Source organism: Flavobacterium sp. (assembly GCF_965284515.1).
GTDB lineage: Bacteria > Bacteroidota > Bacteroidia > Flavobacteriales > Flavobacteriaceae > Flavobacterium.
Genome location: NZ_OZ260089.1, coordinates 1,514,041 through 1,529,651, shown reverse-complemented (window position 1 = coordinate 1,529,651; position 15,611 = coordinate 1,514,041). Strand labels below are relative to the sequence as shown.

The following is a 15,611-nucleotide window of genomic DNA, read 5'->3' as shown; positions in this document are numbered from 1 at the left end:
TTGTACTCTCAAAACTGTAAGCTGTGAACTACTCTTTTTCAATTACATCTAATTCTACCTTCAAGTTATTGATAATAAATTCTTGTCTGTCTGGTGTATTTTTACCCATATAGAATTCCAATAATTTTTCGATAGTTGTTGCTTTATCTAACATCACAGGATCCAATCGAATATCATCGCCAATAAAAAACTTAAACTCATCTGGTGAAATTTCTCCCAATCCTTTGAATCGGGTAATTTCTGGTTTTGGTTTTAGTTTTTCTATAGCGTTTACTCGCTCTTCATCACTATAACAATAAATGGTTTCCTTTTTATTTCGCACACGGAACAATGGCGTTTGTAAAATATACAAATGTCCGTCTTTGATTAACTCTGGAAAAAACTGCAAAAAGAAAGTAATTAATAGCAAACGAATGTGCATACCATCGACATCGGCATCAGTTGCAATTACAATATTGTTGTAACGCAAATCGCCCATGTCTTCTTCAATGTTAAGCGCCGCTTGTAATAAATTGAATTCTTCGTTTTCGTACACAATTTTTTTAGACATTCCGTACGAATTTAAAGGCTTTCCACGTAAACTAAAAACCGCTTGTGTATTTACATCACGACTTTTAGTAATTGAACCCGAAGCCGAATCTCCCTCGGTAATAAAAAGCGTACTCTCTAAACTTCTTGGATTTTTAGCATCTGTTAAATGCACACGACAATCGCGTAATTTTTTATTGTGCAAATTGGCTTTCTTCGCTCTGTCTTTTGCCAACTTTCGAATGCCAGATAACTCCTTACGTTCGCGTTCAGCTTGAAGAATTTTACGCAATAATGCATCGGCAACTTCTGGATTTTTATGTAAGAAGTTATCTAATTTTACTTTGATAAAATCATTGACAAAGGTACGCACCGTTGGTCCATCTGGACCAATATCGGTAGAACCTAATTTGGTTTTTGTCTGAGATTCGAAAACCGGTTCTTCAACCTTAACCGAAACTGCAGAAACTATCGATTTACGAATGTCTGAAGCTTCAAAATTTTTATTGTAAAATTCTTTAATTGCTTTTACGATAGCTTCACGAAAAGCACTTAAATGCGTACCTCCTTGTGTCGTATTTTGTCCGTTTACAAACGAATGGTACTCTTCTGAATATTGTGTTTTACTGTGTGTAATGGCTACTTCAATATCATCCCCTTCAAGATGAATAATTGGGTACACCATATCTTCTTGAGCAATATTCTCGTCTAATAAATCTTTTAATCCGTTTTCTGAAACGTATTTTTCACCATTATAAATTATTGTTAACCCTCTGTTTAGGTAACAATAATTTTTAAGCATTTTAATGATGTACTCGTTACGAAACTTATAATTTTTAAAAATCAATTCATCGGCAACGAAAGAAACTTTTGTTCCTTTACGTTTTGTGGTTTCTGTAATTTCTTCTTCAAGCGTTAAATTTCCGGCTGAGAATTCGGCTGCTTTTTGTTGGTTATCACGAACCGATTCTACACGAAAGAAATTAGAAAGAGCATTTACGGCTTTTGTACCTACTCCATTTAAACCTACTGATTTTTTGAAGGCTTTAGAGTCGTACTTACCACCGGTATTCATTTTAGAAACTACATCGACCACTTTACCTAATGGAATTCCACGACCATAATCGCGAACGGTAACCATTTTTTCTTTTATGGTTACTTCAATAGTTTTACCAGCTCCCATAACGAATTCATCGATACAGTTATCCATAACTTCCTTAAGAAGAATATAAATACCATCATCTGGTGACGAACCGTCTCCTAACTTTCCAATGTACATTCCGGGACGCATACGGATGTGCTCTTTCCAATCGAGCGATCGTATATTGTCTTCGGTATATTGATTTTGCTCTAACATAAACAGATTTCGGATTTTGTGCTAATATAAAGGAATTACATAAAAAATGAAAGCCAGTTGTAAAGAAGTTATTGACAAGTTTTTAAGATGAAGGAAGAGAAAAAAAACAATGAGGAAAGAAGAACAATTTTGAGTATATTTGGTTGAAAATAATTTAATAAAAAATGAAATATTATTTAACATGCTTATTGTTATTAACGCAATTTTTTTGTTTTTCAAGCCCTCGAATTACTGTTAAAAAAGAATTTGAAAATGTAATTTTGTTTTATGACGGAAATACAAATAATGAAGAATATGTAAAATTAGAGTTCATAGCTAAAAGAGTTTTACTACTATCAAAACAATATGATTATACTGAAAAAATTATTTTAAACTATTTGTTTTCGGATGAAAGAAATGAAAAAGACTATTTTATTGCATATTCCAAACCTCTATATTTATACAAACACAAAGATTCTGAAAAAACAGAAGAAATAAAACTTTTAGATGAAGATGCGAAATTCGTCATGCTAACAGCATATGACGAAATTAGAAGTCAAGTTGAAGCACTCAAATTAATTGATTTTGCACTTTCTAACTTGAAGTCATTTAAAAATATTGACACTCATAAAATTCAATATGATAGATTTAAGTTCGAATACAATTACATTTATTCAATAGATTCAAAAAAAATCAAAAAAATCATTGACAAAAAAGACAACTCATACTTTGTTATCAACGCCCTAAATAAAAAAATATATCGAGAAACAAAAAGTGACAAATCCACTTATTTTATCTCGTATTTTACAAAGAATGACAAATATTATCCTTTCCTAAGTGAAAGAGAAAAAGAAACAGTATTAGATTCCCTGAATGAAATCAAATATTATGCAAGAGAATTAAATAATGTTTTTATATTTAAAAATAAATTTGAATTTAATTTTTATGCCTTTCCAAATTTTGGAGAAGACTTAGTTAAAGACTTAATCATCAAACTAAATGTTGTATACAATGAAAATGAAACCTTTAATTGTTCCAATATTTTTGTTGATGAAATCTTAACTGGAGTTTACTTACTTAAATACATCTCTGGATATTTAGGAACTGTTGAAAGTTCAATATTCACAATCGAAAAAGGAATGATTGAGAAGACTTTGAGTAAATACGAATACAATCACCCATCTCCTTTTTAGCGTTTTCATATTTAAATACAAAAAAACCTGTAAATTGCTTTACAGGTTTTTTTTAAAAAATTTCACTTCACTTCGACAAGCTCAGTGTGACAGCTATAGTATCTATACGTTAAAACGGAAATGCATTACATCTCCATCTTTAACGATATATTCTTTACCTTCAACGCGAAGTTTTCCTGCTTCTTTTACTTTTGCTTCAGTTCCGTAGTTTGAATAATCTTCAAAAGCAATTACTTCTGCACGAATGAATCCTTTTTCAAAGTCGGTATGAATAACTCCAGCAGCTTGTGGAGCTGTATCTCCAACATTAATAGTCCAAGCTCTTACTTCTTTAACTCCTGCCGTAAAATACGTTTGTAAATTTAATAATTTATAAGCTGCACGAATTAACACTGCCGAACCTGGCTCTGTTAATCCCATGTCTTCTAAAAATACTTGTCTTTCTTCGTAGCTTTCCAATTCAGTAATATCAGCCTCTGCTCCTACCGATAAAATAATTACCTCAGCATTTTCGTCTTTTACTAATTCACGAACTTGTTCTACGTAAGCATTTCCTGAAACTGCAGAGTTTTCATCAACATTACATACATATAAAACTGGTTTATTTGTAATTAATTGAAAACCTGCCATTAACTCTTCTTCGTCGTTGTTTTGTGGCGTAACCGTTCTTGCTGATTTTGCTTCTAAAAGTGCAGTTCTAATTCTTTCTAATAAAGCAGTTTCAACTTGCGCTTCTTTATTTCCGGTTTTAGCTGCTTTTTTTGTTTTTTCTAAACGTTTTTCAACTGTTTCTAAGTCTTTTAATTGCAATTCGATATCGATTGTTTCTTTATCGCGAATAGGATTTACATTTCCATCTACGTGCACAATATTGTCGTTATCAAAACAACGTAAAACGTGAATAATTGCATTACACTCTCTAATGTTTCCTAGAAATTGATTCCCTAATCCTTCTCCTTTACTTGCTCCTTTTACCAAACCTGCTATATCTACGATATCAACAGTTGCCATTTGAACTCTTTCTGGTTTTACCAATTCTTCCAAACGATTAATTCTTGGATCTGGCACATTTACTACGCCAATATTAGGTTCAATTGTACAAAAAGGAAAGTTTGCACTTTGCGCTTTAGCATTTGACAAACAATTAAATAAAGTTGATTTTCCAACATTTGGCAATCCTACAATTCCTGCTTTCATTATATTGAGTTTACAGTTAACTTAAAAAAGCCAACGGTTAATTTATTTCTAAAAAGAGTGCAAATATAGTTTAAAAGTTATTAAAGCACAACGATTCAAAATTGGATTATTTATTGAATTTAAACAATACCTTATTGTGCTAAACTATTTAGGATATCTATTTCTGGTTTTGTGAGAATTAAACCTGAATCATCATTCCAATAATCTGTTAAAACACTGTTGGTTTTATTAATTAAAGATTTGCCTTTGAAAATTTCATCCTCGTTATATTTAAAAATCTTAGACTTGAATTGAGTGGTAATTAAATAATTTTTAATTTCAACTTTAACTTCTTTTTTACTAGAATGAGTAATAAAACCTATTTCTTCTTTAGATGTTGCTAAATAATAATTTCGGTTTTCATACCGATAGGTGTTTTTAAATTCAGACTTAAAAATATTTCTTTTAGAAAAATCAAATAAACTTTTGTCAGTTGAAACCCTATCTTTTGGTAAAAGAGAACTTACTTCCATGATTAACTGATTTTTAGAATCATATAAAATCGAATATTCATAAAATTCTCCTTGTACTGAAGATAGTGGTTTTATAATTAAATAATTATAAGAATCATTCTGTACATAGGTTCTGATTTGAAAACTGTATATTTTTTTTGCTTTAGAATGCAATAAATCTTCTAAATAAACAAACATGTAATAGTTTTCCATTAAATTATTTAAATCATAACCTAAAATACTTTTATCAAAAGCATCAATGAAACCTATAGATCTATTTTGTTCTACCAAAATATCAGTTTTAACTTTTTTATTATTTTCTAAGATTTGGAAATTTAAAAGTCCGTCGTTATAATAAGTGTATACATCATTTTTTTTAAAAAATTCTCTAGTATAAACTTTTAAATTTGCAGGAACCGTTATCTTATTTCTTGATTTCTGAATTAATGATTTTAAAATATCTTGTGGGTCTTTTTGTGTTATAACTATCTCATCTAAATTACTTGCGCTACTTAATAAATAAATGATGTTTGTTTTTTCTTTTAAGGAATTAGAAGAAATTTTTACGTTTTTGTAAAACGGATGAGATATTTCAATAATTGATGATTTACTTAAGTTGATTACAAAAACACCTTCTTTATTACTAATTAATGTTTGATTTGTTCGTAGAATTTTAACTATAGCATCTTCGACAGGAGTGTCGAATTCCTTATCCATCAAAATAACTGTTTTTTCATTATCTTGAGAATAACTATGTAGACAAAATAAAGCTAATATAAGCAAGTAAATATTCTTCATATTTAGCAATTATTACTATAAATATAGGAATAATCTGTTAATATGCAATGTTTTATAAATAAAAAACTCCTCAAAGTGAGGAGTTTGTATTTATTCGTTATGTAAAAAAGCTTGTCGATTTAAGAGTGTCTCTTCAGTTTCTACATGATTATCATCAGGAATACAACAATCCACAGGGCAAACCGCAGCACATTGAGGTTCTTCGTGAAAACCTTTACATTCAGTACACTTTCCTGGAACTATATAATAAACATCATCCGACAATGGTGTTTGAGCCGCATCTGAATCAACTTCTGTACCATCAGGTAAAACAATTTTACCGCTTAATTTTGTTCCATCTTTATATCGCCAGTCGTCTGCGCCTTCATATATTGCTGTATTTGGACATTCTGGTTCACAAGCACCACAATTTATACATTCGTCAGTTATAATTATTGCCATTTTTTCAATTTCTTTATTAGAAGTTAAAGTTAAGAGTTAAAAACTTTCTAACAAACAACTAAAACCTTATTTTTGCACAAAATTACAATGTAAACCACATATATACAAATATCAAATGTTACAAATTGAAATTAAAAATTGTTTTATTGAATTAGGTAAGTTTTTAAGTCAATTTTCATCAGAAAAAAATGAAAAAAAATCTGAAGTAAAAAATAATGATGACTATTTTGATGAATTTGTAACTTTAATTGAATTATCTCAATCACATAATGGCTGGTTTACTCCAGAGCAAGTGTACTTTTCTATTAATTCTTGGGCTAAAGCTCTAGAAGAAGAAAAATTAGAAAAATGGTTAAGCAATTACACATTCAAAGAAAATTCAAATAAAAATATCGGATTAATTTTAGCTGGAAATATTCCTTTAGTTGGTTTTCATGATTTTTTATCGGTTTTAATTTCCGGAAACAATGTTTTGGTAAAAACCTCTTCTAATGATCAACATCTAATAAAGTTTTTAGCTAAATATTTAATTTCGATTGATGAAAGATTGAGTGAAAAAATATCCTTTGTCGAAGGAAAACTTGAAGGTTTTGACGCTGTAATTGCCACTGGAAGCAATAATACTTCACGCTATTTTGAATATTACTTTAAAAGTAAACCAAGTATTATAAGAAAAAACAGAAATTCAGTAGCTGTTTTAAACGGTAATGAAAGTACTGAAGATTTAGAGAATTTAGGAGAAGATATTTTTAGATATTTTGGTTTAGGTTGTAGAAATGTTTCCAAATTATTTGTTCCAAAAGGGTATGATTTTAAACATTTTTTTGAGTCAATTTTCAAATATAAAGATGTAATTTTTTATGAGAAATACGCTAATAATTACGATTACAACAAAGCTGTTTTCTTAATGAGTCTTTATAAACTTCTTGATAATGAATTCCTAACCCTAAAAGAAGACACCAGTTATTCTTCACCAATATCAAGTGTTTTTTATGAATATTATGAAGATATAAATGATCTTAATAATCGATTAGAAAATGATTCTGAACAAATTCAGTGTATTGTTTCCAATAACTTAATTAAAAACAGTATTGCTTTTGGGCAAACTCAAAAACCACAACTTTGGGATTATGCTGATAATGTGGATACTTTAGAATTTTTAAATTCATTAAATTAATTAAAAGGTTATTCACTTTTATTGTTAACAATTAAGTGAAATTTTAATTAAAAATAAGCGATTCTTTAATGTAGTATTTACGAAATTTGTAGCTCAATACAACTAACTACTACTATTTAAAAAAAAAATGAAAAAACACAATTACAGTGCAGGGCCTTGCATTTTACCTCAACAAGTATTTGAAAAAGCAGCACAAGCAGTTTTAAACTTTAATAATTCTGGCTTATCAATTTTAGAAATTTCGCACAGAAGTGCTGATTTTGTTAAAGTTATGGAAGAAGCGAGAGCTTTAGCATTAGAACTTTTAGGGCTTGAAGGAAAAGGATACCAAGCACTATTTTTACAAGGAGGCGCAAGTTTAGAGTTCTTAAGAGTGCCTCAAAACTTAATGCAAGAAAATGGTAAAGCGGTATATTTAGACACAGGAACTTGGGCAAATGGCGCAATTAAAGAAGCTAAAGCTTTTGGAGAAACTGTTGTCGTAGCATCTTCTAAAGAGGCAAATTATACTTATATTCCAAAAGAATACACTATCCCATCTGATGCAAATTATTTTCACTGTACCTCAAACAATACTATTTTCGGAACACAAATGAAATCGTTCCCACAAACTTCGATTCCTGTTGTTTGTGATATGAGCTCCGATATTTTTTCTCGTAGTTTAGATTTTACAAAATTTGACATCATTTATGCAGGTGCGCAAAAAAACATGGGGCCAGCTGGAACAACATTAGTTGTTATTAAAGAAGAAATTCTTGGAAAAACGGGAAAAAACATTCCCAATATTTTAAACTACCAACAGCATATTGCAAAAGAAAGCATGTACAACACGCCACCGGTATTTGCTGTATATACATCGCTACTAACATTACAATGGCTTAAGGCAAAAGGTGGAATTACAGTAATTGAAAAAGAGAACGAGGCAAAAGCAAATTTACTTTATGCAGAAATTGACAGAAATCCTTTATTTAAGGGAGCTGCCAATAAAGAAGATCGTTCAATTATGAATGCTACTTTTTTATTAGTTGATGAAAACCATAAAGAAACGTTTGATAAAATGTGGAAAGCTGCAGGAATTTCGGGTATAAACGGACATCGTTCTGTGGGTGGTTACAGAGCATCTATGTACAATGCTTTACCTATTGAAAGTGTTCAGGTATTGGTAAACGTAATGCAAGAATTAGAAAAAAATATTTAATAATAGTGGAACGAGATTGTTTCGTTCTTCGCAATGACAAACAAAATGAAAGTTTTAGCAAACGATGGAATTTCTAAAAGCGGAATTAAAGCTTTAGAAAAAGGAGGTTTTGAAGTTTTAACTACAAAAGTAGCACAAGAACAAGTGGCTAATTATTTAAATACACATTCAATTGATGTATTATTAGTTAGAAGCGCAACAAAAGTAAGAAAAGATATTATAGATAATTGTCCTGGATTAAAAATAATTGGACGTGGTGGTGTAGGTATGGACAATATTGATGTTGATTATGCACGGAGTAAAGGAATTCATGTAATCAATACACCAGCTGCTTCATCAGAATCTGTAGCTGAATTAGTATTTGCACATTTATTTTCTGGAGTTCGTTTTTTACATGATTCAAACAGAAATATGCCATTAGAAGGAGACACAAATTTTAACGGCTTAAAAAAAGCTTACGCAAATGGCTTAGAATTAAGAGGAAAAACACTTGGAATTATTGGTTTTGGAAGAATAGGACAAGCTGTAGCAAAAATTGCACTTGGTTTAGGGATGAAAGTTATTGCTTCTGACAAATATGTTGGACAAGCAGTAATTAGAGTAGATTTCTATAACGGACAATTCATTAATGTAGATATAATTACTGAACCTTTAGAAGACTTATTCAAGCATTCTGATTTCATAACGCTTCATGTACCTGCACAAGACGGATATGTAATTGGTAGAGATGAGTTAAAAATGATGAAAAATGATGTAGGAATTGTAAATGCCGCTCGAGGTGGAGTTATAGATGAAGTTGCATTAGTAGAAGCTCTTGATGAAGGAAAAGTTTTATTTGCTGGTTTAGATGTTTTTGAAAACGAACCAACCCCAGAAATTAAAATATTAATGAATCCAAAAATATCATTAACTCCTCATATTGGTGCTGCAACAAATGAAGCTCAAGACCGAATTGGTACTGAATTAGCAGAACAAATTATAAGTTTATTGAAAAACAGTTAATTTTTTTTAGTATTTTTATAAATTAATTTTTAAATAAAAAAAGAATATGTCAGGAATAACAGATTTATTAAACAGTGATATGGGTAAGGAACTTGTAAGTTCAATTTCTCAAAAAACCGGGATTGATGCTTCACAAGCAACTAATGTAGTTTCGTCTGGTTTACCTGCTCTTATGGGAGCAATGCAAAACAACTTAAGTTCGGCAGATGGTGCTTCTGGCTTGTTAAGCGCGTTAACAAGTGGTAAGCATGATGGAAGTATTTTAGATAATCTTGGCGGTTTTTTAAATGGAGGAGATTTCTCTGACGGTTCTAAAATATTAGGTCACGTTTTAGGAGGAAATCAAGACACGATGGTACAAGGTTTAAGCTCAAAAACAGGTGTTGATTCGAGTATTATTTCTAAAATATTACCTATGCTAGCTCCTATTGTTATGGGCTATTTAGGAAAACAAACTAAAAGTAAAGGAGTTTCAAACAGTTCTGACTTAGGTGGAATGTTAGGCGGACTTCTTGGTGGTTCTGGTGGAAATTCAATATTGACTTCTGTATTAGACCAAAACGGAGACGGTAAGCTTGATGTAAGCGATGCCATGTCTGCATTAAGCGGAAAGAAAAAAGGAGGACTTGCTGGATTATTAGGTGGGCTTTTTGGTAAAAAATAATATAAAACATAGCTATATGTTAAAAGCGCCGACTTTGTCGGTGCTTTTTTTTATCTTTATAAGATAAGACTAAATTTTACATAATGAAAACCTATTTAATTATCATCTTAAGTACAATTGGAATTCTTTTCTCATGCAAGAGCAAACATAACGAGATTGAATTTAAAGCGAATAATGAACCGCTCAAATCTGATACAGTTCGAATCGCAAATGAAGAATTAGAATATGAAATTATAATTATTGATGGTGGTTTTACATCTTGGTTTAATACCTTTGCAAGACCAAGAGGATTTTATAGTCAATCTTATTTAGAAATAAGAAATCAATTTTGGGTACAAGAGTGGAATTATAGAGTTAATCGCTCTCCACAACAAAATTCAATATATGATTGGCCTATAAATTATGACAGTAGTGTTAATTACGGTTATGAAGTAAATTATATGCTATACAATTACTTGGTTTATTTTCAGTTAAAAAATAAAACTAAATTAGGAGGCTTTACTCCACGAATTTAAAATATGAATAAATTAAAAGAACGTTGGAATATTGATAATAATTGGCAGTTAATAAAAATATTAATAGTATTTGCAATTACAGGATTCAGTTCATTACAATTAGCCAAACCATTTTTAAACTTAATAGGTATTCCAGAAACATTTGAACCCCATTGGTTATATCGCGTTTTGAGATTATTATTAATTTTTCCAATTTATCAGGTTTTATTAGTTTTTGTTGGTTTTGTTTTTGGGGAATTTAAATTCTTTTGGGAATTTGAAAAAAAAATGCTTTACAGAATTAAACTAGGATTCATTGCTGATTTTGTAGATAAAAAATTAAAATAAAAGCTCCATTTGGAGCTTTTATTTTTTATAAACATAAGTATAAATCCAAGTCAGAGTAAAAGTAGGAATAAAATCTAAAAAAGGAAATAATTCTTCAATAAATCCAATGATACCAGCAACTTTACCAGTTGTACCTTTATACATTTTCATCAATAATATTCCCGAAATTGGAGCCCAAATTAAATCTATAGTCTCTGCATAAACGGGTACTAAATAAGATATCATTCCTATCAAATCAAAGAGAATACCTGCGTATAATTTTGTAAACTTATTTGATTGTTTTTTATCTTCAATTTCTTGCAATTTGTTTTTCATAGTAATTAGTAACTTAAATTACTATTTAATAATCAAAATGAATGCCAATACTTACTCTTTACCAATTAATTTATAGAAATCTTCTCTAAATGCTTTATCAGCAAAAGCGCCACCATACTGCAAGGTTGAAGTAAAACTAGATTCATCTTTAATTCCTCTACTCGAAACACATAAATGTTTTGCTTCAATTACAACCATAACATCTTCCGTATCAAGAACCGTTTTTAATTCATTGAAAATTTGCATAATCATTCTTTCCTGAACTTGTGGTCTCTTAGCAAAATAATCTACAATTCTATTCAGCTTTGACAATCCAATTACTTTACCCGATGATATGTAACCCACGTGAGCTTTACCAACTATAGGTAAGAAATGATGCTCACAAGTTGAATTAAAACTAATATTAGCCTCAACCAACATTTTATCATAATGATACGAATTATCAAAAACAGATATTTTAGGCTTATTAGCTGGATTTAATCCAGAAAATATTTCCTGAACAAACATTTTAGCAACTCTGTGTGGAGTTCCGCGTAAACTATCATCGGTTAAATCTAGACCTAATTCATTCATAATTACTTCAAAGTGTTCTGAAATAACTTTCATTTTTTCCTCATCGGACTTATCAAATGCATCAACACGCATAGGAGTTTCAGCTGAAGTCATTTGGTGATTGTCTCCAATAATATCAAATATTTCTTTTTCAATAGTAGTTTTCATAGCAATTTTCCCTTCTATTTAAGATTCGATTTGTAATATTTTCTTAATTTTTCAAGTTTTGGAGCAATCACCATTTGACAATAACCTTGCTCACTATTTGCAGCATAATAATCTTGATGGTATTCTTCCGCTTCATAAAAAACGACTGCAGAAGAAACTTTTGTAACTATAGGATTACTATATAACTTTTCTTTTTCAATAAGTAGAATGTAATTCTCAGCTTTCTCTTTTTGTTCTTGAGTATGATAAAAGATTTCACTTCTGTATTGGGTACCTACATCTGCTCCTTGCCTATTTAATGTTGTTGGGTCATGAGTACCAAAGAATATTTCTAATAAATCTTCATATGCAATTAAACTTGGATCAAAAGTAATTTGAATTGCTTCGGCATGACCAGTAGTTCCTGTACATATTTCTCTGTATGAAGGATTTTTTATACTTCCTCCAGTATAACCTGAAACTACTTTTTGAACACCTTTAATTTCATTAAAAATAGCTTCCGTACACCAAAAACATCCACCAGCGAAAGTGGCGATTTCCAAATTATCTTGAATATTCATTTTAATAGGTTCTTTAAATTCTTTAATCTCAAATTTCTTTTCTTTTCCTTCGCAAGATTTAAAAACGAATAATAAAATAAACAATATATTTTTCATACTCATATTATTTTGTTTAACAAATATATACATTTAATTAAACAAAACTAATAAATTAACGTAAAATTATATTTTGAATACTCAAATAAAACATTAAATAGATTTTTAGTAGGAAAAAAAAATAGTTTCTTTGTACAAAGCAAGATTATGATTACTGCAAAAAACTTATATAAAAAATACGATGAACTTCATGTTTTAAAAGGAGTTAATTTACATATTAAAAAAGGAGAAATCGTTTCTATAGTTGGGGCATCTGGTGCTGGAAAAACAACACTTTTGCAAATATTAGGAACATTAGATTTACCTTCAAAAGATATTTCAACTTCACTTATAATTAATGGAGAAGATATTTTAAACATGAAAGACAAAGCTATGTCTCAATTTAGAAATTTAAATTTAGGCTTTATCTTTCAATTTCATCAATTATTACCTGAATTTACGGCTTTAGAAAATGTTTGTATTCCAGGTTTTATTGCTAAAAGAAATAAAAATGAAGTTGAGCAAGAAGCTAAAAAACTATTAGATTTTTTAGGGTTATCACATAGAATAAATCACAAACCAAATGAACTTTCTGGAGGCGAACAACAACGTGTTGCAGTGGCAAGAGCTTTAATAAACAAACCTGCTGTAATTTTTGCCGATGAACCTTCTGGAAATTTAGATACAAATACTGCTGAAAATTTACATCAATTATTTTTTAAACTTCGTGATGAATTTGGTCAAACATTTGTAATCGTTACACATAATGAAGAATTAGCCAATATGGCCGACAGAAAATTAGTTATGGTTGATGGAAATATTGTTTAAACAAGCATGACGAAATCTGAGCTTAAAGAATTTTTAGACGAAAAGGTTATTTTATACAATAATCCAAAATTTATTGAGAGCGACCCTATTCAAATTCCACATTCATTTACTTTAAAAGAAGATATTGAAATTGCTGGATTCTTAAGTGCAACCATAGCTTGGGGTAATCGTAAAATGATTATTAACAACGCGAAGCGATTAATGGAAATTATGGGAAATTCTCCTTACGATTTCATAGTAAACCATAAAGAAAATGATTTAGAAAAGTTATCCAGTTTTGTCCACCGAACTTTTAATTCAATTGATGCCGTTTATTTCACAAAAAGTCTTCAAAATATTTACCAAAATCATAATGGTTTAGAATCGGTTTTTGCAAAACATCAAGAAGCTACAAGTCTTCAAAATAGTATTTCAGAAGCAAAAAAAGTTTTTTTTGAATTGGAACATCCACAAAGAACTACAAAACATTTTTCGGATCCAATGAACGGTTCTGCTGCAAAACGAATTAACATGTTTTTACGTTGGATGGTTAGACAAGATAATTGCGGAGTAGACTTTGGTATTTGGAAAACTATTTCTCCAAGTGCCGTTTCATGTCCGTTAGATATTCATTCAGGAAATGTAGCAAGAAAACTAGGCTTACTAAACAGAAAACAAAACGACGCAAAAGCATTACTTGAATTAGATACAAATTTAAGAAAACTTGACCCAATTGATCCTTCAAAATACGATTTTGCTTTATTCGGTTTAGGAGTTTTTGAAGGTTTTTAAATTTAAAACAATATAAAAGATTCAAAATGCGTTTATAAGTTTTAACCTCCTAAAGCATTTGCTTATGAACTCATTCAAAAATTTTATTGGCCTATTAGTTTTAACTAGCTTAATTATTTCCTGTAAAAAAGAATCCTCAAGTCCTGTAGAGGCAAATTTAATCCCTGTTATTAATCCCCCTATTCCAAATGCAAATATTAAGTATGATCAATACAGGCTCAATCCAAAAAAAGACACCATAATTTATCATAAATCGGGAGCCGTTCTTGAAATTCCAAAAAATGCTTTTTTAAATAGTAAAGGAGAAATTGTAACAGATTCTGTAGATATAGAATTTAGATCTTTTTCAAATCCATTAGAAATATATTTAGCTGGAATACCTATGAATGTATCGGGAAATGAACAAGAGAATATGGTTTTTGAATCAGCTGGTATGTTCGAGATAAATGCAAATTTACCTGAAGAAAATTTGAAAGTAAATCCAGAAAACAAAATAAATGTTTCATTAAATAGCTTTAGTAACGATAGTAATTTTAACACTTATGATTTTAATCCAGACACTAAGGTTTGGATTGAAACAGGCAAAGACTCTAAAACTGAAGCAACTAAAGAAGATGAATTAGCTAAATTACCAAAATTGCCTGCTCCACCAAAATTAACAACTAAAGCAGCGTTTAAAATTATAGATGAAAGAAATGAAACAAATACTTTAGCTGAATATAGAAATGTATGGTTTGAACCTGTTGATGGAAAACAAGTTGGGTACAGTTCTAAAGATATTAAAGTAAAAGATTTGAAAGATGGAACATACGAAGTAACCTTCCATTCTTGGCTTAATTTACAAAAAAACTCAGAAACTAAAGTAATTTGTTATTTAGCATTTGATAATAACTTGGATTATTCTAAAGCTCTTAAAAGATACCAAAAGAAATATGCCAAAAGAATTAGAGCGGACAAAAACGAAAGGGCGAAAATTGAAAGAGACTGGGCAATTTATGACCGACAACTAAAAGAATACAAACTATTTTTTGCTAAAAGTGAAATAGAAAAAGCAAAAGGAAGCCAAAAAATTATTCGAAGCTTAGAAGTGAATAATTTTGGATTTGTTAATGTAGACAGACCAATAGATTACCCGCAAGGAGGAATAATTACTCCTATTTATACAGATGAAAACAATAATAAAATAGAATTAAAAGAAGTTGTTCTTATTGAAACCGGAAAAAACTCTTTATACAGGTATAAAAATGATATTAAATTTAATCCTCAAAATGAGAATTTGCTTTGGGGTTTAACTGAAGACGGTAAATTAGCCTATTTTACTAAAGATGATTTCAAAAAAATAACTCAAAACAATGGCAAAGTAACTTTAAAAATGAAAATACACCCAAAAGAATTGAAAAGTTATGATGAAATTATAGCTGTATTATTTCCTCAATAATTTGATTAAAAATATATAATTCAAAAATAAAATGTAA

At 29.8% G+C, this 15,611-nt stretch carries 17 protein-coding genes; 10 read left to right on the top strand and 7 right to left on the bottom strand.

Annotated elements, in window-relative coordinates; all coding sequences use genetic code 11:
* Nucleotides 1-28: 28 nt before the first annotated feature.
* Nucleotides 29-1,885 (bottom strand): DNA topoisomerase IV subunit B, encoded by a 1,857-nt coding sequence (locus tag ACQ65T_RS07055; RefSeq protein ID WP_430400380.1) that lies wholly within the window; start codon nt 1,883-1,885, stop codon nt 29-31.
* A 164-nt stretch (nt 1,886-2,049) separates the two neighbouring features.
* Between ACQ65T_RS07055 and ACQ65T_RS07050 the strand changes: the two genes are divergently transcribed.
* Complete coding sequence (locus ACQ65T_RS07050) at nt 2,050-3,057, top strand: hypothetical protein (protein ID WP_430400379.1); 1,008 nt, start codon at nt 2,050-2,052, stop codon at nt 3,055-3,057.
* A 102-nt stretch (nt 3,058-3,159) separates the two neighbouring features.
* Here ACQ65T_RS07050 and ychF read toward each other — a convergent pair whose 3' ends face one another.
* The 3 genes from ychF to ACQ65T_RS07035 form a co-directional block, all read right to left on the bottom strand.
* Entirely contained in the window at nt 3,160-4,254 is a 1,095-nt protein-coding gene (ychF, locus tag ACQ65T_RS07045; RefSeq protein WP_430400378.1) for a redox-regulated ATPase YchF, read from the bottom strand.
* Between the two features lie 131 nt (nt 4,255-4,385).
* A complete protein-coding gene (locus ACQ65T_RS07040; RefSeq protein ID WP_430400377.1) occupies nt 4,386-5,543 on the bottom strand; it encodes a hypothetical protein in 1,158 nt (385 codons plus the stop codon).
* 90 nt (nt 5,544-5,633) lie between these two features.
* Nucleotides 5,634-5,984, bottom strand: a complete 351-nt coding sequence (locus tag ACQ65T_RS07035) for a 4Fe-4S dicluster domain-containing protein (protein ID WP_430400376.1) — start codon at nt 5,982-5,984, stop codon at nt 5,634-5,636.
* A gap of 115 nt (nt 5,985-6,099) precedes the next feature.
* On the opposite strand from ACQ65T_RS07035, the gene ACQ65T_RS07030 reads away from it, so the two are divergent.
* The 6 genes from ACQ65T_RS07030 (at nt 6,100) to ACQ65T_RS07005 (ending at nt 10,867) form a co-directional block, all read left to right on the top strand.
* On the top strand, nt 6,100-7,161 hold the full coding sequence (locus ACQ65T_RS07030; RefSeq protein ID WP_430400375.1) for an acyl-CoA reductase: 1,062 nt from the start codon (nt 6,100-6,102) through the stop codon (nt 7,159-7,161).
* A 127-nt stretch (nt 7,162-7,288) separates the two neighbouring features.
* Nucleotides 7,289-8,359 (top strand): 3-phosphoserine/phosphohydroxythreonine transaminase, encoded by a 1,071-nt coding sequence (gene serC, locus ACQ65T_RS07025; RefSeq protein ID WP_430400374.1) that lies wholly within the window; start codon nt 7,289-7,291, stop codon nt 8,357-8,359.
* Between the two features lie 45 nt (nt 8,360-8,404).
* Complete coding sequence (locus tag ACQ65T_RS07020) at nt 8,405-9,361, top strand: D-2-hydroxyacid dehydrogenase (RefSeq protein ID WP_430400373.1); 957 nt, start codon at nt 8,405-8,407, stop codon at nt 9,359-9,361.
* 46 nt (nt 9,362-9,407) lie between these two features.
* On the top strand, nt 9,408-10,025 hold the full coding sequence (locus ACQ65T_RS07015) for a DUF937 domain-containing protein (protein ID WP_430400372.1): 618 nt from the start codon (nt 9,408-9,410) through the stop codon (nt 10,023-10,025).
* A gap of 83 nt (nt 10,026-10,108) precedes the next feature.
* Complete coding sequence (locus ACQ65T_RS07010; protein ID WP_430400371.1) at nt 10,109-10,540, top strand: DUF6146 family protein; 432 nt, start codon at nt 10,109-10,111, stop codon at nt 10,538-10,540.
* 3 nt (nt 10,541-10,543) lie between these two features.
* Complete coding sequence (locus tag ACQ65T_RS07005; protein WP_430400370.1) at nt 10,544-10,867, top strand: DUF6787 family protein; 324 nt, start codon at nt 10,544-10,546, stop codon at nt 10,865-10,867.
* 18 nt (nt 10,868-10,885) lie between these two features.
* Here the strand turns inward: ACQ65T_RS07005 and ACQ65T_RS07000 are convergent, their stop codons facing one another.
* Genes ACQ65T_RS07000 through msrA form a run of 3 tightly spaced genes read right to left on the bottom strand, consistent with a single transcriptional unit; the run spans nt 10,886 to nt 12,558 of the window.
* On the bottom strand, nt 10,886-11,182 hold the full coding sequence (locus ACQ65T_RS07000) for a hypothetical protein (protein ID WP_430400369.1): 297 nt from the start codon (nt 11,180-11,182) through the stop codon (nt 10,886-10,888).
* Between the two features lie 51 nt (nt 11,183-11,233).
* Nucleotides 11,234-11,902: a GTP cyclohydrolase I FolE gene (gene folE / locus ACQ65T_RS06995; RefSeq protein WP_430400368.1), complete on the bottom strand. Its 669-nt coding sequence runs from the start codon at nt 11,900-11,902 to the stop codon at nt 11,234-11,236.
* A 14-nt stretch (nt 11,903-11,916) separates the two neighbouring features.
* Nucleotides 11,917-12,558, bottom strand: a complete 642-nt coding sequence (gene msrA / locus ACQ65T_RS06990; protein WP_430400367.1) for a peptide-methionine (S)-S-oxide reductase MsrA — start codon at nt 12,556-12,558, stop codon at nt 11,917-11,919.
* A gap of 147 nt (nt 12,559-12,705) precedes the next feature.
* Here msrA and ACQ65T_RS06985 point away from each other — a divergent pair, with 147 nt between their 5' ends.
* From ACQ65T_RS06985 to ACQ65T_RS06975, 3 genes are all read left to right on the top strand, one after another.
* Nucleotides 12,706-13,365 (top strand): ABC transporter ATP-binding protein, encoded by a 660-nt coding sequence (locus tag ACQ65T_RS06985; RefSeq protein WP_430400366.1) that lies wholly within the window; start codon nt 12,706-12,708, stop codon nt 13,363-13,365.
* Between the two features lie 6 nt (nt 13,366-13,371).
* Nucleotides 13,372-14,136 carry a TIGR02757 family protein gene (locus ACQ65T_RS06980; RefSeq protein ID WP_430400365.1) on the top strand — a complete coding sequence of 255 codons (765 nt, stop codon included), beginning with the start codon at nt 13,372-13,374 and terminating at the stop codon, nt 14,134-14,136.
* Nucleotides 14,137-14,200: 64 nt separating this feature from the next.
* Nucleotides 14,201-15,574, top strand: coding sequence for a hypothetical protein (locus tag ACQ65T_RS06975; RefSeq protein WP_430400364.1), 1,374 nt, complete (start codon nt 14,201-14,203; stop codon nt 15,572-15,574).
* Nucleotides 15,575-15,611: the final 37 nt, after the last annotated feature.

Excerpts from the sequence above, each read along its gene's own strand:
- ACQ65T_RS07055 (WP_430400380.1), bottom strand. The coding sequence starts at position 1,885 with ATGTTAGAGCAAAATCAATATACCGAAGACAATATACGATCGCTCGAT.
- ACQ65T_RS07050 (WP_430400379.1), top strand. The coding sequence starts at position 2,050 with ATGAAATATTATTTAACATGCTTATTGTTATTAACGCAATTTTTTTGT.
- ychF (WP_430400378.1), bottom strand. The coding sequence starts at position 4,254 with ATGAAAGCAGGAATTGTAGGATTGCCAAATGTTGGAAAATCAACTTTA.
- ACQ65T_RS07040 (WP_430400377.1), bottom strand. The coding sequence starts at position 5,543 with ATGAAGAATATTTACTTGCTTATATTAGCTTTATTTTGTCTACATAGT.
- ACQ65T_RS07035 (WP_430400376.1), bottom strand. The coding sequence starts at position 5,984 with ATGGCAATAATTATAACTGACGAATGTATAAATTGTGGTGCTTGTGAA.
- ACQ65T_RS07030 (WP_430400375.1), top strand. The coding sequence starts at position 6,100 with ATGTTACAAATTGAAATTAAAAATTGTTTTATTGAATTAGGTAAGTTT.
- serC (WP_430400374.1), top strand. The coding sequence starts at position 7,289 with ATGAAAAAACACAATTACAGTGCAGGGCCTTGCATTTTACCTCAACAA.
- ACQ65T_RS07020 (WP_430400373.1), top strand. The coding sequence starts at position 8,405 with ATGAAAGTTTTAGCAAACGATGGAATTTCTAAAAGCGGAATTAAAGCT.
- ACQ65T_RS07015 (WP_430400372.1), top strand. The coding sequence starts at position 9,408 with ATGTCAGGAATAACAGATTTATTAAACAGTGATATGGGTAAGGAACTT.
- ACQ65T_RS07010 (WP_430400371.1), top strand. The coding sequence starts at position 10,109 with ATGAAAACCTATTTAATTATCATCTTAAGTACAATTGGAATTCTTTTC.
- ACQ65T_RS07005 (WP_430400370.1), top strand. The coding sequence starts at position 10,544 with ATGAATAAATTAAAAGAACGTTGGAATATTGATAATAATTGGCAGTTA.
- ACQ65T_RS07000 (WP_430400369.1), bottom strand. The coding sequence starts at position 11,182 with ATGAAAAACAAATTGCAAGAAATTGAAGATAAAAAACAATCAAATAAG.
- folE (WP_430400368.1), bottom strand. The coding sequence starts at position 11,902 with ATGAAAACTACTATTGAAAAAGAAATATTTGATATTATTGGAGACAAT.
- msrA (WP_430400367.1), bottom strand. The coding sequence starts at position 12,558 with ATGAAAAATATATTGTTTATTTTATTATTCGTTTTTAAATCTTGCGAA.
- ACQ65T_RS06985 (WP_430400366.1), top strand. The coding sequence starts at position 12,706 with ATGATTACTGCAAAAAACTTATATAAAAAATACGATGAACTTCATGTT.
- ACQ65T_RS06980 (WP_430400365.1), top strand. The coding sequence starts at position 13,372 with ATGACGAAATCTGAGCTTAAAGAATTTTTAGACGAAAAGGTTATTTTA.
- ACQ65T_RS06975 (WP_430400364.1), top strand. The coding sequence starts at position 14,201 with ATGAACTCATTCAAAAATTTTATTGGCCTATTAGTTTTAACTAGCTTA.